General features: G+C 69.7%; 16 protein-coding genes, 1 tRNA gene and 2 pseudogenes. 10 read left to right on the forward strand and 9 right to left on the reverse strand.

Annotated elements, in window-relative coordinates; all coding sequences use genetic code 11:
* Positions 1-60 precede the first annotated feature (60 nt).
* The 4 genes from QF035_RS33675 to QF035_RS33690 are packed head-to-tail and all read right to left on the reverse strand — an operon-like array spanning position 61 to position 4,110.
* A complete protein-coding gene (locus tag QF035_RS33675) occupies positions 61-1,362 on the reverse strand; it encodes a glycosyltransferase family 4 protein (protein WP_373466774.1) in 1,302 nt (433 codons plus the stop codon).
* A complete protein-coding gene (locus QF035_RS33680) occupies positions 1,359-2,165 on the reverse strand; it encodes a class I SAM-dependent methyltransferase (protein ID WP_307524254.1) in 807 nt (268 codons plus the stop codon). The genes QF035_RS33675 and QF035_RS33680 overlap by 4 nt, the downstream gene beginning before the upstream one ends.
* Positions 2,162-3,079 (reverse strand): WecB/TagA/CpsF family glycosyltransferase, encoded by a 918-nt coding sequence (locus QF035_RS33685; protein ID WP_307524256.1) that lies wholly within the window; start codon positions 3,077-3,079, stop codon positions 2,162-2,164. Before QF035_RS33685 ends, QF035_RS33680 begins: the two co-directional genes overlap by 4 nt.
* 29 nt (positions 3,080-3,108) lie before the next feature.
* Positions 3,109-4,110, reverse strand: a complete 1,002-nt coding sequence (locus tag QF035_RS33690; protein ID WP_307524258.1) for a UDP-glucuronic acid decarboxylase family protein — start codon at positions 4,108-4,110, stop codon at positions 3,109-3,111.
* A 192-nt stretch (positions 4,111-4,302) separates the two neighbouring features.
* On the opposite strand from QF035_RS33690, the gene QF035_RS33695 reads away from it, so the two are divergent.
* The 4 genes from QF035_RS33695 to QF035_RS33710 all read left to right on the forward strand — a co-directional run bounded on the left by QF035_RS33695 (position 4,303) and on the right by QF035_RS33710 (position 9,205).
* Positions 4,303-4,962, forward strand: coding sequence for a sugar transferase (locus QF035_RS33695; protein ID WP_307524260.1), 660 nt, complete (start codon positions 4,303-4,305; stop codon positions 4,960-4,962).
* 115 nt (positions 4,963-5,077) lie between these two features.
* Positions 5,078-6,994 (forward strand): DUF4012 domain-containing protein, encoded by a 1,917-nt coding sequence (locus QF035_RS33700; protein WP_307524262.1) that lies wholly within the window; start codon positions 5,078-5,080, stop codon positions 6,992-6,994.
* A 294-nt stretch (positions 6,995-7,288) separates the two neighbouring features.
* Positions 7,289-7,540 carry a hypothetical protein gene (locus QF035_RS33705; protein ID WP_307524264.1) on the forward strand — a complete coding sequence of 84 codons (252 nt, stop codon included), beginning with the start codon at positions 7,289-7,291 and terminating at the stop codon, positions 7,538-7,540.
* Positions 7,541-7,699: 159 nt separating this feature from the next.
* Positions 7,700-9,205, forward strand: coding sequence for a polysaccharide biosynthesis tyrosine autokinase (locus QF035_RS33710; RefSeq protein ID WP_307524266.1), 1,506 nt, complete (start codon positions 7,700-7,702; stop codon positions 9,203-9,205).
* A gap of 314 nt (positions 9,206-9,519) precedes the next feature.
* On the opposite strand, the gene QF035_RS33715 is transcribed toward QF035_RS33710, so the two are convergent.
* Positions 9,520-10,827, reverse strand: a complete 1,308-nt coding sequence (locus QF035_RS33715) for an IS4 family transposase (RefSeq protein ID WP_307524268.1) — start codon at positions 10,825-10,827, stop codon at positions 9,520-9,522.
* 191 nt (positions 10,828-11,018) lie between these two features.
* On the opposite strand from QF035_RS33715, the pseudogene QF035_RS33720 reads away from it, so the two are divergent.
* Positions 11,019-11,824 (forward strand): annotated as a pseudogene (locus QF035_RS33720) (ISAzo13 family transposase); the annotation flags it as partial.
* Positions 11,825-12,122: 298 nt separating this feature from the next.
* On the opposite strand, the gene QF035_RS33725 reads toward QF035_RS33720, so the two are convergent.
* Together QF035_RS33725 and QF035_RS33730 are read right to left on the reverse strand one after the other, a co-directional pair.
* Positions 12,123-12,275, reverse strand: a complete 153-nt coding sequence (locus tag QF035_RS33725; protein ID WP_307524270.1) for a hypothetical protein — start codon at positions 12,273-12,275, stop codon at positions 12,123-12,125.
* Between the two features lie 425 nt (positions 12,276-12,700).
* Positions 12,701-12,776: transfer RNA gene (locus QF035_RS33730), tRNA-Arg, on the reverse strand.
* A 311-nt stretch (positions 12,777-13,087) separates the two neighbouring features.
* On the opposite strand from QF035_RS33730, the gene QF035_RS33735 reads away from it, so the two are divergent.
* From QF035_RS33735 to QF035_RS33750, 4 genes are all read left to right on the forward strand, one after another.
* Positions 13,088-14,695 (forward strand): dynamin family protein, encoded by a 1,608-nt coding sequence (locus tag QF035_RS33735; RefSeq protein ID WP_307524272.1) that lies wholly within the window; start codon positions 13,088-13,090, stop codon positions 14,693-14,695.
* A gap of 5 nt (positions 14,696-14,700) precedes the next feature.
* Positions 14,701-16,764 carry a YfjP family GTPase gene (locus QF035_RS33740; RefSeq protein WP_307531633.1) on the forward strand — a complete coding sequence of 688 codons (2,064 nt, stop codon included), beginning with the start codon at positions 14,701-14,703 and terminating at the stop codon, positions 16,762-16,764.
* A gap of 268 nt (positions 16,765-17,032) precedes the next feature.
* Entirely contained in the window at positions 17,033-17,542 is a 510-nt protein-coding gene (locus QF035_RS33745) for a single-stranded DNA-binding protein (protein ID WP_307524274.1), read from the forward strand.
* A 276-nt stretch (positions 17,543-17,818) separates the two neighbouring features.
* On the forward strand, positions 17,819-19,225 hold the full coding sequence (locus QF035_RS33750; RefSeq protein ID WP_307524276.1) for a TQXA domain-containing protein: 1,407 nt from the start codon (positions 17,819-17,821) through the stop codon (positions 19,223-19,225).
* Between the two features lie 93 nt (positions 19,226-19,318).
* Here the strand turns inward: QF035_RS33750 and QF035_RS33755 are convergent, their stop codons facing one another.
* Both QF035_RS33755 and QF035_RS33760 read right to left on the reverse strand, forming a co-directional pair.
* Positions 19,319-20,029, reverse strand: a complete 711-nt coding sequence (locus QF035_RS33755; protein ID WP_373466775.1) for a DUF2637 domain-containing protein — start codon at positions 20,027-20,029, stop codon at positions 19,319-19,321.
* Between the two features lie 138 nt (positions 20,030-20,167).
* Complete coding sequence (locus tag QF035_RS33760; RefSeq protein WP_307524280.1) at positions 20,168-20,314, reverse strand: hypothetical protein; 147 nt, start codon at positions 20,312-20,314, stop codon at positions 20,168-20,170.
* 1,095 nt (positions 20,315-21,409) lie between these two features.
* On the opposite strand from QF035_RS33760, the pseudogene QF035_RS33765 reads away from it, so the two are divergent.
* Positions 21,410-22,655: pseudogene (locus tag QF035_RS33765) on the forward strand (IS110 family transposase).
* The last annotated feature ends 106 nt before the right edge of the window (positions 22,656-22,761 follow it).

A 22,761-nucleotide genomic window follows, 5' to 3' on the forward strand; every position in this document is an offset into this window, starting at 1 on the left:
AAGTATTCGGCTGAACAGTCGGGTCAAGAAGCAGGAGTGACAGGCGCCACCGCTGGCGCGTCAGTGCGGCGAAGGTTTGCCGCCACCTCGGGCCCGGCGATATGCGGCCTGCTGGACGGCGTCGGCATAGACGGCTGCAATTCCCTCCGTCCACGACCGCTTGGTGTAGTACCGGGCATGCATCTGAATGCACCGTTTGTGAAGCTCGGGGAAGTGGGTTCGGGCCGCGCGGAGCGCCTGCGGAAGATCAGGGTCGGTGTAGACGGCACCCGTACCGATCCGGTGGACGTTGTCTGCCGTCGCCGATCCCGCCAGGGCGAGTACGGGCACCCCCGCAGCGAGGGCTTCCTGATAGACGAGCGAGGCGGCGCTCTCGGGGCAGACGCTGGGGTAGATCAGGCCGATGTAACGCGGTAGACGGGTTGCGATCTCGGTACGTGGGAAGGGGCCGAAGAACTGAACACTCGTCGGGGCAGCCGCCCTGCAAGCGGACTCCAGCGGGCCGGACCCGATCACATCGAGAGGCTCGTTCTCCGGCCAGTTCCGAAGCAGGGGCAGGATGCCTTTCTCCTCGCTCAAGCGGCCGACATAGAGCCATCGGGAGGCCCGATGTGCTCGCTCCGGGGTGGCAGTCAGTCGCATGGTCGCGTGCTCGACGTCCACGAAGTTGGGCACCAGAGCGAGGCGTTCTTCCGCCACTCCGAGGCGGAGGAAGAGGTCCCGGCTGAGCTCGGAGAGCGCCACCATCCGGTCGGCCCGGCGCAGAAGCGGATGGGCTGCGGCACCGTGCCGTCCGGCCCAGGCGAGGGGAAGCGTGGCGGTGCGCGATCCCCGGTAGCAACCGTGCCGTAGTCCCGCCCAGCTGTCGCCATCTGGGCATGCCGTGCACATGGTTCCATTGCGAAAGAACGTGGCGGCTGCGCAGGCCGAACGGTAGTTGTGGAGGGTAGCCACAAGCGCGCCAGGCCAGCTCGCCAGCCAGGCAGTGCCGAAGTTCGGGAACAGGTTGTGGACGTGCACCACATCGGGATCCAGACGGCGCAGCTCGGCCAGAGGCGACCGGCCGCGCCCCGTGCCGACACGGACGGCGGCTCGGAGGGCGTACCCGGGTTCCCTTTCCAGGTCGTCGGTGTGCCCGGTGATCACGGTGACATCGTGCCCGGCGGCACGAAGCGTCTCCGACTGGTCCATCACGGCAACGTTTTCACCGCTGGGCTGGCGTGACGAGTAGAAGCTGTGCACCAGCGCCACTCGGTGGGTTGCGGGACGCCCAGGCGGACCATCGGCCCGGAGGTGAGCTGTCTCGTTCACTCGGCCGTCCTCGGCATCCGTGTCGTTGATCAAGCGTGATGACCGTGTCATCGGCGGTTCCCGGCGACGAGGCCGAAGGTCGTCGGCGGGAAGAGGCGCTCCCCGGCAGCCTGAAGCAACCCCGACTGGGTGGACCAGTAACGCCGGACCTCCACCCTTGCGAAGGCCGGTGCGAGCAGGTCCCGCAGGGCATCCTCGTCGACGCCGTCGCGGACGACGTGGTACTCGACCATGTCGGCCTCATTGGCGTCGTCGTAGACGCCGCGCAGCCGGCGCAGGCGGCGCAGGCGGGTGGCGAGGTCGCGGCGGAGCTGGCCCTGGCCGAGGCGCCAGAGGAAGTACGCGTTCCGGTCCAGGCACAGCGACATCCGTGAGCGGCGCGGGTACCACAGGGGATCCTGGGCACTGAGGAACGCGCCGCCGGGAACGATGCGCTCGATGAGCTGCTTGACGGTGCCCAGGTAGTCGGGGATGTGGTGCAGCACGGAGATGCACACCACGGCGTCGAGCGGCCCGGCCTGGCAGGCCGCGGTGCCTTCCTTGTCGTGGATCACGGTGACATGCGGATTGCGGTGGAAGCGGACGCTCGGCTCGCTCATCTCCGTCACCGTGACCTGCGCGCCCGCGGCCACGAGATGATCGGTGAAGGTGCCGTGTCCGGCTCCCAGTTCGAGCACCCGGCACTGCCCGTTCCGGTCGGGGACCTGTTGGACCAGGGCGTGGAGGTCTCCGATCAGCCGGTCTCGAATCGTGTGGTGGCGAATGTGCGGGGAGCCCGACGCGTAGTCGTGCCCGACTCCGTGCTCGCGCTCTTGCAGCTCCCCCATCGAGGGTCTGACCGGAGTGATCGTCATGGCCGCACCTTAGGAACGATGTCGGGAATTTCCCGGCCCTGACCGACGAGTCGGCCCGAATTCAGGCGATCGGATGCCGCGTGCACCGCACCGCCGTCCGCTCGTACGGGGCGTGTCGCCTGGCGCACCACCCCGTGGACGAACCGCGCGTTGCCGAACAGGTACCGGCGCCACAGGCGGCGTGGTTCGCAGCCGAAGCGGAACAGCCATTCCAGCCCGTTGTGCCGCATCCAGTGCGGTGCCTGCGGCTTGCTGCCGGCGATGAAGTCGAAGGCCGCGCCCACGGCAACGGCCACCACGGGCAGTGCGTCGCACAGTTCGGCGGCCCAGCGGTCCTGCTTGGGCGTGCCGAGTCCGACCCAGACGATGTCCGCCGCGGCGGAACGGATTTCCTCCACCTGCTGCCGCCGTTCGTGGACGGTCAGGGGACGGAAGGGCGGGGAGCAGGTGCCGACGATCCGCGCCCCGGGATAGCGCTGCCTCAGTTCCCGGTGCAGTGCGTCGAGCACCTGGGGCGTGGAGCCGAGAAGGTAGTGATTCAGTTCGGTGTGCTGACTCAGGGCGAAGACGTCCAGAAGGAGGTCGGGGCCGTAGACACGTGTGCCCGGCAGTGCGGCGCTGCGGTGGAGCAGCCGGTTGGCCCACACGACCGGCTGCCCGTCGGGGAGGTTGAGGGAGGCCGAGCGGAGGATGCCGAGCAGCTCGGGGTCCCGGTCGGCCAGGGCGAGCGTGTAGGCGTTGGACAGGTGTACATCACTGCCGCGCTGGATGCCGGAGGTGCCGGGTCCGTCGGTAAGCCCATGGCTTGCCTCGCGCATCCGACCGGCCAGGTGCACGACATGGCGGGCCGCACTGTCGCGGGTGTGCGCGGTGATGGGCACACCGAGGCACTCGACCACGGGAGCCGCCGTCACCGATGTCGTTCGACTGCTCGGAGGGGCGGTCATGAGCGGGCGGCTTCGGAGCGCGGCGTGGATCCGGCGGACTGCGCGCCGCTCCCGGTGAACTCCCCGAGGGCCAGACGCCGGCGGAAGTCGGTGATGGTCTCGCACAGGCCGCGCTCCACGGGAGTCGTGGGCTCCCAGTTCAGCAGTTCGCGGGCCAGGGTGATGTCCGGACGCCGTCTCTCGGGGTCGTCCTGGGGACGGGGGGTGAGCGTGATCTCGGAGCGGGACCGGGCGAGCTTGCCGATCCACTGTGCCAGCTCCAGCATGGAGACCTCGTGGGGATTGCCCAGGTTGACGGGCCCGCTGTGGTCACTGGCCAGCATGAGCAGCAGGCCTTCGACCACATCGTCGACGTAGCACAGGGACCTGGTCTGGCTGCCGTCGCCGGTGACCGTGATCGTCTCCCCGCACAGCGCCTGGCGGATGAAGGTGGGGATCGCCCGTCCGTCGTCCGGGCGCATCCGCGGCCCGAAGGTGTTGAAGAGCCGCACGATCTTGGCGTCCACACCGCGGCTCCTGCGGTACGCCATCGTCAGTGCCTCGCCGAAGCGCTTCGCCTCGTCGTACACCGAACGGGGGCCCACGGGGTTCACATGTCCCCAGTAGCTCTCCGGCTGAGGATGGATCAGGGGGTCGCCGTACGACTCGGAGGTGGAGGCCAGCAGGAAGCGGGCGCCCTTCGCGGCGGCCAGGTCCAAGGCGTGCCAGGTGCCGGCCGAGCCCACTCGGAGTGTCTCCAGAGGCAGTCTCAGGTAGTCCGCGGGCGAGGCTGGTGAAGCCATGTGAAAGACGGCGTCCACCGGCCCCGGCTCGTCCACGCCCTCGGTGATGTCCCAGTGGCGGAACTGGAAGTGCCGGTCGCCCATGAGGTGCTCGATGTTCTCGGGGCTGGAAGTCAGGAAGTTGTCCACGCAGACCACTTCGTGGTCCGCCTGAAGCAGCCGCTCGCACAGATGGGAGCCGATGAACCCGGCCCCACCCGTCACTACTGCACGCATGCAGGTCCTCTCGGCCGCCCCGCCCAGGCTGGTGGACGAGGGCGAGCTTCGGTGTCATTGCCGAAGCTCAGATCGATGTCGTGTTTCTATTCATTAGTCAGAAATGGACAGATTGAGACGTCACGCGGGTCGAAATGCTCCCAGTCAGGGCACGTTTCACCCGTTCTGCCGTAGAAGGCGAAGGGATGCGGAATGCCGGTATCCACTGCGAAGACGGCTCATCACCGGCCGGTTCCGTGGCGGCGGGCGCACTGGGGAGTGCGGGCGGCCAAGCGGTCCATCGACTGCGTGGCGGCGTCCGTCCTGCTCCTGTTGGTGGCGCCGGTGCTCCTCGCCGCCGCCGTCGCGGTGAAGCTCGACACTCCGGGCCCGCTGCTGTTCCGCCAGCGCCGCACCGGCTGGCGGGGCAAGGAGTTCCACGTCCTCAAGTTGCGGACGATGCACCTCGGTTCTGAGCGGTTGCGCACGGCCATGGAATTGCGCAACGAGGCGGACGGGCACCTCTTCAAGATCCGCGAGGACCCACGGGTGACCGCGGTCGGGCGGTGGTTGCGGCGTTACTCCCTGGACGAGTTGCCGCAGCTGGTCAATGTGCTGCGGGGGCAGATGTCCCTGGTCGGTCCCCGTCCGCTCCCGGTCGTGGACTCGGCGTTCACCGGGGAGGCCCGCCGCCGCCTGCTGGTCCGGCCCGGGATCACCGGACTGTGGCAGGTGAGCGGACGGTCCGACCTCGTCTGGGAGGACGCCCTGCGCCTGGATCTGGAGTACGTCGACACCTGGTCGATCAGGCTGGACCTGGCGATCCTCTGGCGGACCCTCCCCGCCGTGCTGCGCGGTGACGGCGCCTACTGAGCCGGCGCCCGCGCGTCGCACGGAGGGGCTCACCTCCGCACCCGGCGCCCGGAGGGCGTTGCGCGGGGGCGGGCCACGGGATCCACGAACGAGATCAGCCAGGGAGTGACACCAGATGTCCGAGACTCGCCGTGGTGCGTCGCGGGTGCAGAAACCCCCGCTCAGTGCGGAGCGGGTCAGACGGATTCCGCGCCGGTGGAAGGAGCGGGTCCTGCCCGCCGTCATCGTCCGTCGGCTGCGCGACCGTCGTGTGAGGCTGCCGGTGTACGCCGCGGCGGGACTGCTCCTGGCCGGTGCTGCCTGGATCGCGGTCACCGGAGTGCTCGCCCGCAATGAGCTGCTGGCCGCCCAGCGGAGTCTGGAGATGCTGCGGCGGCAGCTCCTCGCGCAGCCCTCAGCGGACCCGGCCACCGCGGCCGGCCCGCCAACGACGCGGACCGCAACAGCACAGGACGCGGTGCGCAGCGCCGCCGGCCATGCCGCCCGGGCGCATCGGCTCACCACCGGCCCCGCCTGGTTCCCGGCGGCCCATCTGCCCGTTCTCGGCGGCCCCTTCCGTACCGTACGCGGTATCGCGGAAGCCTCCGACCGGCTGACCCGCGACGTGCTCTCCCCCATGGCGCGCACCGTCGCGGAACTCGGTTCCACCGGGACGGCCGACGGCCGACACCTGAACCTCTCCGCGCTGCGCCGTGTGGCTCCCCTTCTCGGACAGGCCTCGCGCAGCGCATCGGAGGTGCGCGCCGATGTCGACGACCTCCCGCACGGCACCTGGCTGCCGGCCACCGACCGGGCGCGCACCGAACTCGCCCGACAGCTCGATCGGATCACCCCTCTCACCCACGATGCCGCCGCGGCGGCCCGGTTGATGCCCTCGATGCTCGGAGCGGACGGACCGCGGCGGTACCTCGCGGTGTTCGAGAACACCGCCGAGGCTCGTGGAACGGGTGGGCTTCCCGGAGCCTTCGCGGTGCTCAGGGCGGACCGGGGTCGACTGAGCTTCGAGTACTTCGGGAACGACACCGAACTGAGCGAGGCGTATGCGGACGTCGACCTGGGCGCGGAGTTCGACGCGCTCTACGGCCCCAGCGCCCCGACCCGGACCTGGGTGAACTCCAACATGAGCCCGCACTTCCCGTACGCGGCGCGGATCTGGGCCGCGGCGTGGCAGCGGCACAGTGGCCAGACCGTGGACGGTGCCTTCGGCCTGGACCCCGGTGCGGTCTCTGGGCTCCTCGCCGCCTCCGGCCCTGCCTGGCTGCCCGACGGGAGCGTCATCGCCGCCCACAACGTCGTGGATCTCAGCGAGCGCGCCAGCTACGCGCTCCACCCGGACTTCAAGCGGCGCAAGGCGTACTTCCTCGACGTGGCGCGTGCGGTGGCCGTCCGGCTGCTCGGTGCCTCGTCCGACCCTCCGCGCCGGGCCGCCTTCTTCTCGGCACTGCACCGGCAGCTGGGAGAGGGACGGATCAAGGTGTGGAGTGCCCACTCGGCGGAGCGGCGCCAACTCCAGGCGCGGTCGTTCGGCGGAGCACTGCCCGAAGGATCCGCTCCGCTGGCCGGACTGGTCGTCAACAATGCGGCGGGTACGAAGCTCGACTACTACCTCGACCGCCAACTCGTGTGGGCACCGGGCCGGTGCGCCGGCGGCCAACGCGAGGTCACCGTGACCGTCCGCCTGACCAACCGGGCTCCGGTGTCGGGACTCCCGCCGTACGTCGTCCAGCGGGTGGACGACCCGCCCTACGACACCCGGCCCGGTGACAACCGCCTGTTGGTGTCCTACTACGCCAGTACGGAGGCCACCCTGTCCGGTGCCACCCTGGACGGCCGCCCCACTCAGGTCGGCCACGGCGTCGAGCGGGGCCACCCGGTCTTCACCCTCGATGTCGAGCTGCCCGCGCGCGGCACGCGCACCCTCGTACTCCACTTGCTGGAGCGGCCTCGGGACCGTTCTCCCGTCGTGCTGCGTCAGCCGCTGGTGCATCCCCTGCGGGCCACGGTGTTCCCGAACAGTCCGTGCATCGGCTGATTTCCCGCCCCGGTGGCATGGATACTGATGCTGTGCGGGATATCTACGCCTCCAATTCGTTTCGGAGGGGTTGGCCCGCTTCACGCGTGCTTGTCGTGTGCACCGCGACCTGTACCACTCGGCGCTCGCCGAATGCCCGCTGAGGCAACGGCCGGCCGCGGCACGGCAGCCGGCCCAGGTCGGCAGCGCCGGAACGCACGCCGTGCCGGGCAGGCCGATGGTGGCCGCGGCCGCCTCCATTCTGGTACTGGGTGCCGCGGCGGAACACCGCGAGGCGGCCGTACGGCTGTCCCCGTGCGGGCGTTGTCGCGTGCGTTCACGCTGCGCGAATTCGCCCAACTGCTGCCGCCCGGCGCGGAGTCGAGCGGGCGCAGGGCGACGACGGCGCGGCCGGGCGGCCCCCGGTGCCGCCCTCGGCAGGCATGGCAGTGCGTGATGCGCGTCAAGGAGTCGGTGGAGAGGATCGCCGCCGCCGTGCGGACCGGCCGGCCCTCCATCGCCGTCGGCACGCCACAACGCGGCCGACGGAACCCGTGTGGTCGGTGACGGATGAACGGCCACCGAACGCGCGTGCGGCAAATGGCTGTACGCGGCTCCGGCTGCCTCAGCGGAAGGCCGTCACTCCTGCACGTTTTCACCGGTCACTATGGATACGATCGGTAGGTTAACGAATGTCCCATATCGCCGCCTACTTGCACACCTGGGATGGATATCTTGGATCTGTCCGACTACCTCCGATTCCTGGTCAGGCGTTGGCGCGCCATCGCGGCGCTGGGCCTGCTGGGAACAGCGGTCGGCGCGTTCGCCACCAACGCCACCACACCGCAGTACCGGGCCACCTCGACGCTCTTCGTGTCTCTTCAGGACTGGGACGACACGGTCAAGCTCAATCAGGGCAACACCTTCGCCCAGGCTCGCGTCCGCTCCTACGCGGAAGTGGTCACCAGCCCTCACGTGACCGAGCCGGTCGCCAAGTCTCTGCGCCTGGACATGACGCCCTCACAACTGGCCCGAAAGATCACCACGGAGGTACCCCTCGAAACGGTACTCCTCAAGATCACCGTCACGGACACGCAACCGTCCCGGGCGGCTCGGATCAGCAACGCGATCGCCCACCGCTTCGCCGAGGTCATCGCTGACATCGAACGACCGGAGGGTGCCCGGCTCTCGCCCGTCCGGCTGAGCATCACCCAGCCCGCCCACAGACCGAACGCGCCGGATTCCCCGAACCTGGTGCTCAACCTCGCGCTCGGGCTCGTGGCCGGTCTGAGCCTCGGTACCGGCCTGGCGGTCGCGCGGGAGTCGCTGGACACCTCGGTGCGCAGCCGCAGCGACCTGACCCGGTGTCTCGCCGACGCCGGCGGACCGGCCGTACTCGGAAGCGTCGTCCTCGACCAGCGTGTCTCCCGACACCCGGTGGCGACGGACGACGACGCGTTCGGTCGGCGGGCGGAGGACTTCAGACGGCTGCGCACCAGCCTCCGGTTCGTGGACATCGACGCTCCGCCCAAGGTCATCGCGGTCACCAGCGCGGTGCCCGGCGAGGGGAAGACGAGCATCTCGATCAACCTGGCGTCCGCCCTGGCCGAGTTCGGCTCCTCGGTCTGCCTGATCGACGCGGACCTGCGGCGCCCCAGCGTGGCCAATGCGCTCGGCCTGGTACGGGACGCCGGACTGACCACCGTGATGATCGGCCAGGCGAATGCCGAGGACGTGATGCAGTCGGCGGGCTCCTTCTCGGTGCTGGCCAGCGGGGTGCTGCCGCCGAACCCGGCGGAGATGCTGGGCTCGGCGCAGTTCCGCACCGTGGTGCGCTCGCTCGCCGACCGGTTCGACCACGTGGTGATCGACACCGCCCCGGCACTCCCGGTGGCGGACACACTGGCGATGGCCTCGGCGGTCGACGGCTACCTGCTGGTGGCCCGGTACGCGAAGAGCACCCGGGGCCAGCTCACCGACGCCGTGCGCGTCCTGCAAGACGTCGGCACGACTGCGCTCGGCAGCGTCCTCAACATGGTGCCCGCCAAGCGCGACAGCGAGCAGTACGGCTACGGGTACGCGTACCGGCCCAGGACCTCGGCACGCCGAGACTGGCGCCGACTCCGCCGCCGCGGCAGGCCGGCGACGATCGGTGCCTTCCCCGCGCCGACCACGCCAGCGGGGAAGGACACCGCCCCGGTGGCTGCCAAGGAAGGCGGAGAGCATCACTGAGCGAAGGGGGATGCCGAGGACGCCCGGGACCGTCTGGCCGGCCCGGGCGTCGGCGTCCGGCAGGCGTAGCGCCGTCGGCCCGGCATGCACAGGAGCCGGGGATCCGGCGCGGCGGTTCGCGTCTCCCGGCCGATGGCCCGGTCCGCAGTGATGCGTGCTCTCCTGGCGCTCCCGGTCATCGCGGCCGCGGCCCTGGCGGGCGCGATACCCGGCCTTGGGCCAAGGCCCGGCTGCTGCCTGTCACACACTCGGCGTGCACGAAACCCACGGACGATCCGTCTGGGGCTGTGTCGGCCGCACGCTTTCAGGACCAGTCAGCACCGGCCACGGATGCTACTGGCTTCCTGCACACTCCGAAGACGGCGGCCCGCGTCCGCGCGGCCTTCGCCCACGTACTCGGCACACCCGCCGCACGGGTGGCGGAGCTGACCGTCTGCTCCCAGGTCCTGCAGGCCGCCGACCGCACCCCGTTCTACGCGTCTCTCAGCAACGCCGTACGCGCACACCTCACACGAGCGGCCTGAGCCGCCGACGCCCTGCACCATGGCTTCATGACTGAGGTGCCGTTGTCGGGCGGACGCATCACGCCCGGGCCTGATAGAGCGTGAGCAGGGACCACATTCCTGCTCGATGCCTGCCGGGTCGCCCGAGCGCAGGTTGCGCCCGTTCATGATCGTGTGGCGGAGTGCGTAGTACGCCGATTCGTGTTCCCACCGCTGATGGTAGAGGCCCACCAGTGAGGTGGCGGGGTAGCGGCGGGCGTCGGTCAGGGGCGTGACGAGTCGGTAGGACCCGGTGAAGGACGTGCCGTCCGCGCAGGTCACGGCGATCTGTGTGTCGATGACCCGCACCTTCACGGTGCCGATCGCCGAGAGGTAGGAGCCGTCGGTGAGGCGGGTGAGGACCGGCGTGCGCCGGTTGCTGCGAAGCCGGCCCAACACCTGGGCGCCGGTGTCGGTGACCTTCGAGAGGAAGACGTTGCTGTCGAATCCTTTGTCCCACAGCACCAGCATGTCCGGCCGCAGCAGATGCAGCAGTCGGCGAGCGTAGCTTGTCTCGCCCTCGGCGGTGGGGCCGAACACCGCGCCGACCAGGGCCCGGGTGCCGGATTCGATCAGCGTCATCAACTCCAGCGTCGGATAGCCATGATGCGAAGTCCTGCCCAGCCAGGCCCGGTTCCGCTCGGAATCGGGGACTCTCAGCGAACTGCAGCCGTCGAACGACACCATCCGGTAGGGGCCGAACCGCGCCCCTGGCGTCGTCGGCCGGGCCAGCAACCCGGCCAGCACCTCGAACAACGCCCGCACCGGCGCGCTGCCGATCCGCCGGCGCAGGTCACGCAACGCCTTCGCCGACGGACAGACCACCGGCATCCCGGACAGACCCGCGGTCAGCGTGTCCCAGACCAGCCGGTAGCCGACCTCGGGGAACAGGCACATCGCCAGCAGGAAGTAGACCCCGACCCGCGACGGCAGATCACGCAGCCGTCGCTGTACCGCCCTCGTCTCCGCAAGGACCGCGTCCACGAGCTCGAACGGCACGACGGCAGTCAACTCGCCCAGATGCCCGGGAGCGAACCGGCCCGCGGCCACGGTGACCGTACGGGTGATAGTCGTCAGCACAGACGGCCGGACACAATGACGGGGCAACGGAGCTCCTTCGGGACAAGCTGTCTTGGTCGACTGCCTGTACCAACGAGCTCCGTTGCTCCGCGTCGAGAATCCTTCAACTCACTTGCGTGACCTGCGAAAACGCTTAGGGCCCGTAAAGAATCAACACGTTGCTTTCCCGGTCTGCCTGTCGTTGGTGTGGTATGTCCATACCGAACGATGTTCGTGACCAACTTGCCCTGAGATTCGGGGTGTTGTTACCTCAACTGAATGAGCGGCAGCAGCGGCTGGCGCTGGCCGCCGAGGCCCGGCTGCTGGGGCACGGCGGGGTTCGGGCCGTCGCGCGTGCCGCAGGGGTGAGCGAGACGACGGTGCGCAAGGGGGTCTTCGAGCTGGAGGGCGGTGAGGACCCATTGCCCGATGGCCGGGTGCGCCGGGACGGCGGCGGTCGCAAGAGCGCCGAGGAGCTTGACCCGCTGCTCGTTCCGGCGTTGTTGGCGCTGGTCGAGCCGGAGGAGCGGGGCGATCCGGTGTCGCCGCTGCGGTGGACGACCAGGTCGCTGCGGTCTCTGGCCGGGGAGCTGACGCGGCAGGCCATGCCGCCTCGGCGCCGACCGTGGGCAGGCTGCTGCGGGAGAACGGTTTCAGTCTGCAGGCCAATGCCAAGGCCCTTGAAGGCGCTCAACACGCCGACCGCGACGCGCAGTTCCGGTACGTCAACGGCCAGGTCAAGGACTATCAGGCGGACGGCGAGCCGGTGGTCAGTGTGGACACGAAAAAGAAGGAAGTCGTCGGGGAGTTCAAGAACGCGGGACGTCAATGGCGGCCGGCCGGTGAACCCGTGCGGGTTGACGTCCATGACTTCCCCGGTGATGCACTGGGCAAGGCCCTGCCCTACGGCATCTACGACCTGGCGGCGGACACCGGCTGGGTGAACGTCGGTACGGATCACGACACCGCAGCCTTCGCGGTCGAATCGATCCGCCGTTGGTGGAACGGGCAAGGACGTATCGTTTGCCGGTGCCTCGCTTCTGGTGGCGCTGGATGTGGAATTGTTCGATCCGGCAAGGGTGAGCGCCAAGCGCTACTACTACCGGGGAACACGCATCCCGACACTGTGGCCGAGCACAGCATGAAGTGAACACCGACCCAACGGGACTTGTGGAGAGCCCGGTGCGCTTAGCGGCGCACGCCGGGTTCGGGAGGCGACCCGGAGAAACGGGCTGGTCGTGAGGCCAGTACCGCGCTCCGGGTCGACCTCACCCATACCGAGTGGGGGTGGAAGTCGGCGGCGGCTGAAACTGGGTTCAGGCGTCGCCGAGACGGACCGGGTCTTCGGCCCGCAGCGCCGAGACTTGCTTGCTGCGGAGCTCGCGTCGGTCGACGACCGCGCGGCGAGACAGCGACAGACGCAGCGAGACCAGTTGCAGCGCGCTCTCGAAGGGCTCTCGCGCCGCCAAGAGAGCATCCTGCGTCAGGCCGAGAGTGGCGGCCCAGATGATCCCTTCGCCAAAGGGTTGCGTACGAGCTACAACAGGCTGGAGTCAGAGCGAGAGACCGCTCTCACGACCCTCGCGGAGCTGGACGCTGCGGACGCGGCCGAACCCGTTTGGCCAACTCAGGAGGCCGCAGACCTGCTGGACGGACTGCCGTACCTGGCTCTCAACCTTGCCCATGCGCCTCAGCAGCTTCTTCGGCGGCTGTTCGAAGTCATTCAGCTCACGATCCGTCTGCACTACGACCCGAGCGAGGCGGCGATCAACATCACGCTGCCTGCCGACATGCTGCTCGACATCGCCACGACTGCGGAAAGGATGCAAGACGTCATGCCTGCCACTTCGAAGCTGGGGGTGGCTCCAAGGGCCACAGCACGTACAGATGCTGTTGGCGCCCCCGGCAGGACTCGAACCTGCGGCCAAGCGCTTAGAAGGCGCCTGCTCTATCCACTGAGCTACGGGGGCCGGGTGTGGTGGCCTGTGGTGCTGGTGCCCGGGTGTGGGCGGGTCCGTGACCTTGCAGGGGACAAGGATAGAGCGCCCGGGTCCCTGTCCTTGATGCTTCGCCTCCGTGGCTCGATGTGGAGGTTCAGTGAAGCGGTCCTGATAATCGCAGGCAGGTGCGAATCGTGCATCGCTTTTGGCGTCTCACGCCCCGGGTGTTGTGCACTCGTTATGCCTGCGCCCCATGCGTCCCTTCCGCCTCGTATGTCCGATCGGCGCGCAGACATGCTCATATGCTTCAGAAAGCCTCCAAAATTGGGCATTCTTCGCATGTGGTGACCTTGGACGTACGGCCTCAGCTTCTCGACGCACTTTCCGCCCTGCGCGACCGTGTCGCCGCCGCACGCTTCCCGCTGCCCCTGGCGGGCGCTCCACGCGCGCGTGCCAACCGCGACGAACTGCTCGCGCAACTCGACGACTATCTCGTGCCCCGGTTGAGAGAACCCGAAGCACCCTTGCTCGCCGTGATCGGAGGATCGACCGGGGCGGGCAAGTCCACACTGGTCAACTCCCTTGTGGGACGCCGGGTCAGTGAAGCCGGGGTACTGCGGCCCACGACGCGCACTCCGGTGCTCGTGTGCCACCCGGAGGACCATCACTGGTTCAGCGGTATGCGCGTACTGCCGGACCTCACACGCGTGTGGGTGCCCCAACAGGACGCCGGGGACGATCCACTGCTGCCGGGCGAGGACGACGGGCGGGTGCTGCGCATCGAGACCGCCGACACCCTCCCGCGCGGGCTCGCCCTCCTCGACGCGCCCGACATCGACTCCCTCGTGGCCGACAACAGGGTGCTCGCCGCCGAACTGATCTGCGCGGCCGACATCTGGGTGATGGTCACCACGGCCGCCCGGTACGCAGACGCCGTGCCGTGGCATCTGCTCCGTACCGCGAAGGAACACGACGCGACGCTCGTCACGGTCCTCGACCGGGTGCCCCACCAGGTCGTTTCGGAGGTGTCGCGTCAGTACGGCGCGCTCCTCACCAAGGCGGGGCTCGGCGACGTACCCCGCTTCACCGTGCCCGAGTTGCCCGAGTCGGCATGGGGTGGGGGGCTGCTTCCGGCCACCGCGGTGGCGCCTCTGCTCGCCTGGCTCACGGAGCAGGTGGAGGATCCGGGAGCCCGACAGCAGGCGATGGCACGCACGGCGTACGGGGTCCTCGACTCGCTGAAGACACGGATGCCCGAGCTGGCCGGTGCGGCGGCCGCGCAGTACGCCGCCGCCCTGCGGCTCACCGCGGCCGTCGACGGGGCGTACGACAGCGAGCACGCGCGCGTACGGGGCCGTTTGCAGGCCGGGGCCGTGCTCGCCGGGGACGCGCTCAAGCGGTGGCGCAGCTATCCGCTGGACTGCACCGCCGGCGAACTGCTCGACGCGCTCGCCGAGAGCCTGGCCGCGCTGCTGCTGTGCGCCGTCACCGCCGCCGACGAGCGCATCGACGAGGCCTGGCGCCGCGAACCCGGCGCGGCCGCGCCGGGGCTGACGGACCGTGATCCGACGCTGGAGAGCGCCGAGCACCGCATCGGGATGGCCGTACGGCGCTGGCGGCGGATCCTCGAGGAGTACGCCGAGGAGGAGGTGCGTGCCCTTGAGAAGAGCGTCGCGCCGGACCCCGAGGTGGTGGCGGCGCTGGTCGCCACCGCGCTCCTGGGCGGCCGTCGGGCCCGGTCCGCGGGCGAAGGACTCGCCGAGCGGATCGGAGCCCACGGCGCCCTGCGGCTGCGCGACAAGGGCGGGCGGCTGCTCAGCGACTACCTCGACAAGACCCTGCACACCGAACGGGAGCGGCGGCTCGCGCCGCTCGACGCACTCGACGTACACCCCGAACCCCAGGCCGAACTCATCGCCGCGCTGTCCGTACTGCAGAAGGAGAGGTGATCGTGGTGACCGCCGTCACGGACCACACGGATCACGCCGATCACCCCGGAGACGACGAAGGGCGTGAGGGCAGTGGGCACGCGCGCGTGGAGGACGATTTCGTGACCGACCGCAAAGACGTTCGCAAGAAGGACTTCGACATGAAGGACTTCATCAAGAGGGATACCGGCAAGAAGGACGCCGGCAAGAAGGACGCCGGCAAGGTGGGTGTCCGTTCGGAGAGCCGCATGTTCGGGCTTGTGCGCGTGGAAATCGACGACTACCCCGAGAAGCCCGCTTCCGGGGACGACACGGACGGCACCGACGGCATCGGCAACAAGGGCCGCGCGGACGGCGCGGCGGGCGCAGATGCCGCCGACGCCGCGGACTCCGGCGTCTCCTGGGACGACGGGCTGATCGCGCGGCGCGTGTCCGCCACGGCGGAGGGACAGGCCAGGCCCGTGAAGGAGGCTGTCGTGGACAGCAGGCCGCCCGTAGTGACCCCTCTCGCGTACGACGGTTCGCTACGGTCCCGCCTCGACGCGCTGCGTGAACTGGTGGGGCTCTCCCGCACCCGGCTGGACAGCAGGACGCTCGCCGAGGCGGGGCAGGTCCTGGACGAGGCCACGGCGCGGCGCAGGCTCTCCGGACAGCACACCGTGGTCGCCATCGCGGGCGCCACCGGAAGCGGCAAGTCGCAGCTCTTCAACGCGCTCGCCGGAGTGGCCATTTCGGAGACCGGGGTACGCAGACCGACCACCGCCGCGCCCATCGCGTGCAGCTGGAGCGACGGCGCGGCGAGCCTCATCGACCGGCTCGGCATCCCGGGGCGGCTGCGACGGCGCCCGCTGCAGAGCGCGGAGGCCGAGGCGCAGTTGCGCGGGCTCGTCCTGGTGGACCTGCCCGACCACGACTCCGCGGCCGTCCAGCACCGCGAACAGGTGGACCGCATCCTTGCGCTCGTCGACGCCGTCATCTGGGTCGTCGACCCGGAGAAGTACGCCGACGCCGTGCTGCACGAGCGCTATCTGCGGCCCATGGCGGGACACGCGGAGGTCACCTTCGTAGTCCTCAACCAGATCGACCGGCTGCCCGGGGAGGCCGCCGACCAGGTCCTCGACGACCTGCGGCGGCTGCTCGACGAGGACGGGATCGCGCTCGGCGAGTACGGCGAGCCGGGCGCGACCGTTCTCTCGCTGTCCGCGCTCACCGGGGACGGCGTCCCGGAACTGCGCGAGGTGCTCGGTCACTTCGTGGCCGAGCGGGGAGCCGCGGTGCGCCGGATCTCCGCCGATGTCGACGCGGCGGCGGCCCGTCTGTGGCCGGTCTACGCGAACCGGAGGCAGGCAGGGCTTACCGAGGAGGCGCGCGACGAGTTCGCCGACCGGCTGGCGGACGCGGTTGGCGCCACGGCGGCGGGCGAGGCGGCCGAGCGGGCGTGGCGACGCAACGCCAACCGCGCGTGCGGCACCCCCTGGCTGCGACTGTGGCGCTGGTACCAGGACCGGCGCGAACCACCGACCGGGCGCCTGTCCGTACGGACCCACGCCGACGAGGAGGCCACGGCCCGGCAGCGGGTCGAGCAGGCGGTCCGTACGGTCGCCGAGCAGGCGGCCGGCGGACTGCCCACGCCCTGGGCGCAGGCGGTGCGCGAGGCGGCCGTACGGGGGTCACAGGGGCTGTGCGAGGCGCTCGACGAGCTGGCCGTACGAGCCGGCGCGCCGGTCGGGCGGCCGCCGAGGCCCGGCTGGTGGCCGGTCGCCGTACTGGCCCAGGCGGCCATGACGATCCTCCAGGCCATCGGCGGGCTCTGGCTGCTGGGGCAGGTCGTCGGCTTCATGTCGCCGAATCTCGGGGTGCCGGTGCTACTGATGGTGATCGGCATCGTGGGCGGACCGGGTGTCGATTGGGCCTGCCGGCTGGCGGCACGCGGGCCGGCCCGGCGGTACGGGCTGGAGGCGGAACGACGGTTGCGGGAGGCGGCGTCGGGGTGCGGCCGCGCCCGGGTTCTCGATCCGCTGGCGTCGGAGCTGCTGCGGTATCGGGAGGTGCGGGAGCAGTACCTGCGGGTTACGGGGGTCGGCGTCTAGGGCGTGTTGCGAAAGTTCGCGAGGCTGGGGCACCTCCCGGCCGGAGGCCGGGGGAGGGAACTGTCGGGCATGCCCTGGGCGGGTGAAGTTCTCGTTCGGGTGGCGGAGTTGTCCACAACCGGGCGGTGGCCCACAGCGCTCAGCGGGCTCGGGCCGGCGGAGGCAGTCTGGGACCGCGGCGATCAACGACGCGAGCACATCGCGGTCGCCGCACCGGACGCAGCCGTACGGGACGAGCCCGTAGGCGTGGGCAGGGAGGGATTCCGCGATGAACGAGACGACGGTGTGTGTGGTGGGGAACGTGGCGACGCAGCCGGTGTTCCGGGAGACGGCGACGGGCTCGTCGGCGAGGTTCCGGCTGGCGGTGACGCAGCGGTACTGGGACCGGGAGAAGAACGCCTGGACGGACGGGCACACCAACTTCTTCACGGTGTGGGCCAATCGGGCACTCGCGACGAATGTGCAGGCGTCCGTCTCGGTGGGCGAGCCGCTCGTGGTGCGGGGGAGGCTGAAGATCCGCTCCGAGCTGCGCGACGGGCAGTCGTGGACGGGCGCGGACATCGAGGCCACGGCGATCGGCCACGATCTGGCGCGCGGCACCGCGGCGTTCCGGCGCGCCCACAAGGGCGAGACACCGTCGGATGCGCCGGCCAAGCCGGAGCCCAGCTGGGAGACGGAGCCGACGGCTCAGGCGGCCGAGACCGCTCACCAGCAACAGGGGCAGCAGGAGCAGCGTGGGCAGCGACAACAGCATCAGGAACCGGCTCTGGTGACGTGACGTCAGGTACACACCAGGTACTGGACTCACTGTCTGGCCGAAGTGCGGCTTATCGGCGAATGCGTTCCGAACGGTCCCCATGGATTTGTCGATAAGCCCAGCTCACGCCTCATCTCGGCGATAACGATTCCGAGTCGGATCGCTTGTCCGATGTCATGACCGGGGAGAGAGGTGCGCCCCGTCCTTAGGATGCCGGGCATAGCTCTCGGGGCTTCTGATTCTGCTGGTGGGACCGTAACCCCCCACGTCAACGGGTCCTGCTCGAAGGGGAATTCTGTGCTTTCTTCGTTCTCTGCGTCGTCCGTGCGTGGGCGGGGCGCCGCCCGGCTCGCCGCGGCGGCGCTGGTGTCCGGACTCGCTGCCGTGAGCGCCCTGACGGCCGCGGGCACGGCCGCCGCCGACGAACTCCCCCTGAGCCGGGGCGGCGCGACCGCCACCATAGGTGAGCTGAAGACGTCCGGGGCCGCCGTCATCCACGAGAACGGCGAGGACAAGCAGGTGCCCGCGGGGCTGTTCGAGATGTCCGTCGACAACGGCGGCACCCTGCAGACCTACTGCGTCGACCTCCACAACCCGACGCAGATGGACGCCAAGTACCAGGAGACGCCCTGGAGCGGCACCTCACTGAACGGCAACCCCGACGCGGGCCGCATCCGCTGGATCCTGCAGAACTCCTACCCGCAGGTGAACGACCTCGCCGCGCTGGCCGCCAAGGCGGGCGCGAGCGGTCTCACCGAGCAGGACGCGGCGGCCGGCACGCAGGTCGCGATCTGGCGGTACTCGGACGGTGCCGACGTGGACGCCGTCGACCCGCAGGCGGAGAAGCTCGCCGACTATCTGCAGCGCAACGCGCGCACCCTCGCGGAGCCCGAGGCCTCGCTGACCCTGGACCCACCCGCGGTCTCCGGTCACGCCGGTGAACTGCTCGGCCCGGTCACCGTGCACACCAACGCGGACAGCGTGACGGTCACGCCGCCAGCCGACGCGACCAGCGGAGTGCTGGTCGTCGACAAGGACGGCAAGGAGATCACGTCCGCGGCCGACGGCGGCGAGCTGTTCTTCGACGTCCCCGAGGACACCGCGGACGGTTCGGCCGCGCTGACCGTGCAGGCCTCGACCACCGTCCCGGTCGGCCGGGCCTTCGCCTCCGAGACCAGGAGCCAGACCCAGATCCTCGCCGGCTCCAGCGAGTCGACGGTCTCGGCGACGGCCACCGCGAACTGGGCCAAGACCGGCGCGATACCCGCGCTGTCGGCCGAGAAGAACTGCGCCGAGGGCGGCGTGGACATCACGGCGGCCAACGAGGGCGACGAGGCGTTCACCTTCCAGCTGATGGGTGTCGAGCACACCATCGCGGCAGGCGCGTCACAGACCGTGACGATCCCGCTGCAGGAGGACCAGGCGTACGACTTCACGATCAAGGGGCCGAACGGCTACGAGAAGCGGTTCAAGGGCGTACTCGACTGCCGGACGCAGAGCAGCGTCGGCGCCGAGACGGCCCAGACGCTGAACGAGCCCAGCCCGGCCACGGCGGGCGGCACCTCCACCGCGACCACCGACCTCGCCGATACCGGCGCCTCCAGCGCCACCCCCGTGATAGCGGGGATCGCGATCGCCCTCGTCGTGGCCGGTGGCGCCGCGGTGCTCTTCGTCCGCAAGAAGAGGACACCGACGCAGGACTGAGGTCACGGAAGCAGCCCGGTAAGAGGGCTCCTGGCCAACCAGCTGGTCAGGAGCCCTCTCGCGGAAAGTGGCAGGGAGAGCGGCCGAGCGGAATCAAGCAAGAGGCGGTCTCCGTGTGGCCGAATCGCTCTTGGTTTCAGGGGGCTCTGGAGATACGGGGCTGGGGCGCTGCCGGTGCCGGGACATGCTCTGGCGTGGCGGCCGGGTCAGTGTGATTTGCCGGACCAGTTGCTGGAAGCAGGCCAGGGACGCGAGGGCTGGTAGGACGGCTGGGGCGATACCAGTGAAGGTCCTGGCGGCCTCCGCCACACAGAGCATCATCGCGAGGGAGGAAAACAGCAGAACGACGAACCATGAGTGCACAGCACGGCGTTGGTGCAGGGCGGCCCGCAGGATGGAGAGCGAGGCCACCATCCAGGGTCCGTAGACCAGAAGGGGCCACCAGGAAACCGTGCCGCTCGTACCGGACGCGATGTGCCGCAGAGGTTCGTAGGCCACCATGCCACCGAAGACGCTCACCATCGCCACAATGACCGTGGCGAATGCGGCGATCATGAAGCTGACGGTCTGCAGCCACGTGAAGCGGAGTTTGCGGACTCGCACCTTGCGATGTCCGGCAGAAGGACGCCGGATGGGCGGCAACTCGGCAGTGATCTCTACCAGGTTGTCCATCGGGTCGCCGGTGAAGCCGACGCCGGACGGCGGCTCGTTGCGAGGTGGCGGCACGATGGCCTCCTGCTCCGCCGCCGCGGCATCCTGCAGGAGGTAGGTGAGTTCCTCGACCGGGTCCCAGCCCTGTTCCAAGGGGTCACCCGGGTGCAGGGCCTCGACAGGGCCCCTGTGCTGGCCGGTACCCGATCCGGTGGGGCGTGCGCCCGAATACCATTCACGTCGCGTGAAGGGGAGATCCTGGTAGTGGTCATTCATGGAAATCCGCCCCCGTCACGTGCGGGAGGCGTGGAAGCCGGAGCGTCCCTGGTCGTTCCACCGTCGGCTGAGGTCCTCCTGGGCCGCGTCCAGCAGCGTCAGGAACTCGCCGAGCAGCGACTCGGTGACCCACAGTTCGACCCGTGCACCGTCTCCGTGCAAGGTGCCGCGAGCATCAGGCGATGAGTACGCTGCGGCCGGCGTGTATGTGTACCGCCCCACTGCCACAGCACGGTCCGCGGGTGGATTCTCCGCCGGCGCTCCGGCGCGGGGAGAGTCAAGGAGCCTTACTTTCGTCATATTCCGCTAACGCTGCCCCCCCTCCTCCTGATGCGCGGCAAATGAGTGAGCGTAATTTCGCAGAAGCGTTGACGGGAGCGTTTGTAATTAGAATCCGTCGCGCCGTGCTCGGCGCGTGGAAAGTCAAGCGGTTTGTCTTTTGAATTCTTCTCGGACAGGGGGAAGGATTTGCCTCAGGCGGACCGGGTTGGGTGGCATCCTCATGGTGGCTTCGGTCGTAGCCGCATCCCTGCGGCCTCCGTTCGTCAACGGTGGTAGCGGGCCGCCGGCGCCACGTCTGGCATCAACGGCGGTGGACGGCGGCAGCCAACGACGCTCCGGGCGGCGTCCGTCAGGTCGGCACGGCCGTCACGAAGACCGCCCGACCGAACTCGTGCAGCGGATGCCTGCGCGGATCCACGCCATCCCCTGGGGAGACGCACACCTCGAACCCGATCGCACCTTCACGTGGCTCTGCCGCGAAAGCCTGCGGTCGCTCCCCAGCTGCCCTGGCCGCGCACGAGTGACCGGCGGGCCGTCGCTTCCTGCCGGGGCCGGACGCGAGTCGGCTGATTCCTGGGCCGTCTCCGGGCCGTGTGAGGCCCCCGACGTCGATCGCTGACGACTGACAGTGACAGACCGACTACAGAGTCGAGCAGGGGAAACCTCAGGTCAGCGATCCAGCGCACCTTCGGTGCGCGCCGGGGACGTGGTAAATCCTGTGGCGTGCGCTGGGGTGCTTCCGTCTGCCCCTGACGTGGGCTGGTACCGCTGCGGGACGCTGGTGGGGTTCGTTCCGGCCGAAGCCGATTGCTCTGTGATGCCGGTGAGCTCGCAGGTCGGCGTGGCACTGAGGGCCGTCCGTCCATGGGAACCGTGGAGTGTTGCTCTGAGCACGGGCGCCAGAATTCTTGTTCCACCCTGGCCCTCCCGGAACGGCGTACCGCTTGGCCATTCGGCGGGGGAGGGAGCGGGGCCGTGGACGTGCTGCACGAACGCCGCGCCGGTGTGGACATCAGCAAGAAGGATGCCAAGGCGTGCGTCCGCCGCCCGAGTACGAAACGACGGGGCCCGTTCACCAACGAGACCACGACCTGGGGCTCGACCACGAACACTGTGCTCGCCCTGCGGGATCACCTGCTCGCCGCCCAGGTCACACTCGTCGTGACCCGGGCCACCAGCGACTACTGGAAGCCGTTCCACCACCTGCCGGCCGAGGACCTGAACGTGATCCTGGTCAACGCCCGGCAGGTCAAGAATTTGCCCGGCCGCAAGACGGAACGTCTCCGACGCCGCCTGGCTTGCCCAGCTCGGCACCCACGGCCTGGTCCGCCCCTCGTTCGTGCCGCCGCAGCCGGTGCGCGAACTGCGGGACCTGACCCGGGCCCGCACCCAGATGACCGCGAGCGCGGGCAGATCGTGCAACGACTGGAGAAGCTGCTGGAGGACACCGGGATCAAGCCGGCCGCGGTCGCCTCCGACCTCATGGGCGTCTCGGGCCGGGCCATGCCGGAGGCCCTCATCCGTGGTGAACGCGACCCGCAGGAGCTCGCGGACCTGGCCAGACGCAAGCTCCGCAACAAAATCCCCGAACTCACCGAGGCCCTGACCGGACGCTTCCGCGACCACCACGCCTTCCTCACCCGGCCGCACCTGGACCACTACGGCCAGTTCACCGGCGCAATCGGACAGCTGGATACCCGGATCACGGAGGCGATGGCCCCCTATCGAGGCACCCCCGGCCTGCTCGACACCATCCCCGGCATCAACCAGGCCGTCGCCGAAGTGATCACCGCGGAGACCGGCGGCGACATGGCCCGGTTCGCCTCCGCCAGGCACCTCGCGTCCTGGGCCGGGGTCTGCCCCGGCCACCACGAGTCCGCCGGCCGCACCAAGAACACCAGGCTCCGGCCCGGGAACCCGTATCTCAAAGGCCGCCCTTGGCCTGGCCGCCTTCGGGGCGGTGAGAACCAAGGACACCTACCTGCAGGCCCGTTACAAGCGGCTGACCGCCCGGCGCGGCCCGCTCAGTGCCCTGGCCGCCGTCGAACACCCGATCATCACCGCGATCTGGCACATGCTCACCGACAACGTCCCCCATCACGACCTTGGCCGCACCCGCTTCGCCCAGCGCGACCCCGAACGCGCCACCCGCCGCGCGATCAGCGCGCTCAACCAGCTCGGCTACACCGTCACCCTCGACCCCCTGGAAGGCGCGGCCTGACCGACCCGAGCCCAGACACCCCGCGACCACCACGGTCACCGGGCACCCAGCCCTGCCCACACCCACCCCGACCTGCTGCTATTTACGGGTCAGAGCGGTTCGGCCA

Origin of the sequence: Streptomyces umbrinus, from assembly GCF_030817415.1 — a bacterium.
GTDB classification, from domain to species: domain Bacteria; phylum Actinomycetota; class Actinomycetes; order Streptomycetales; family Streptomycetaceae; genus Streptomyces; species Streptomyces umbrinus_A.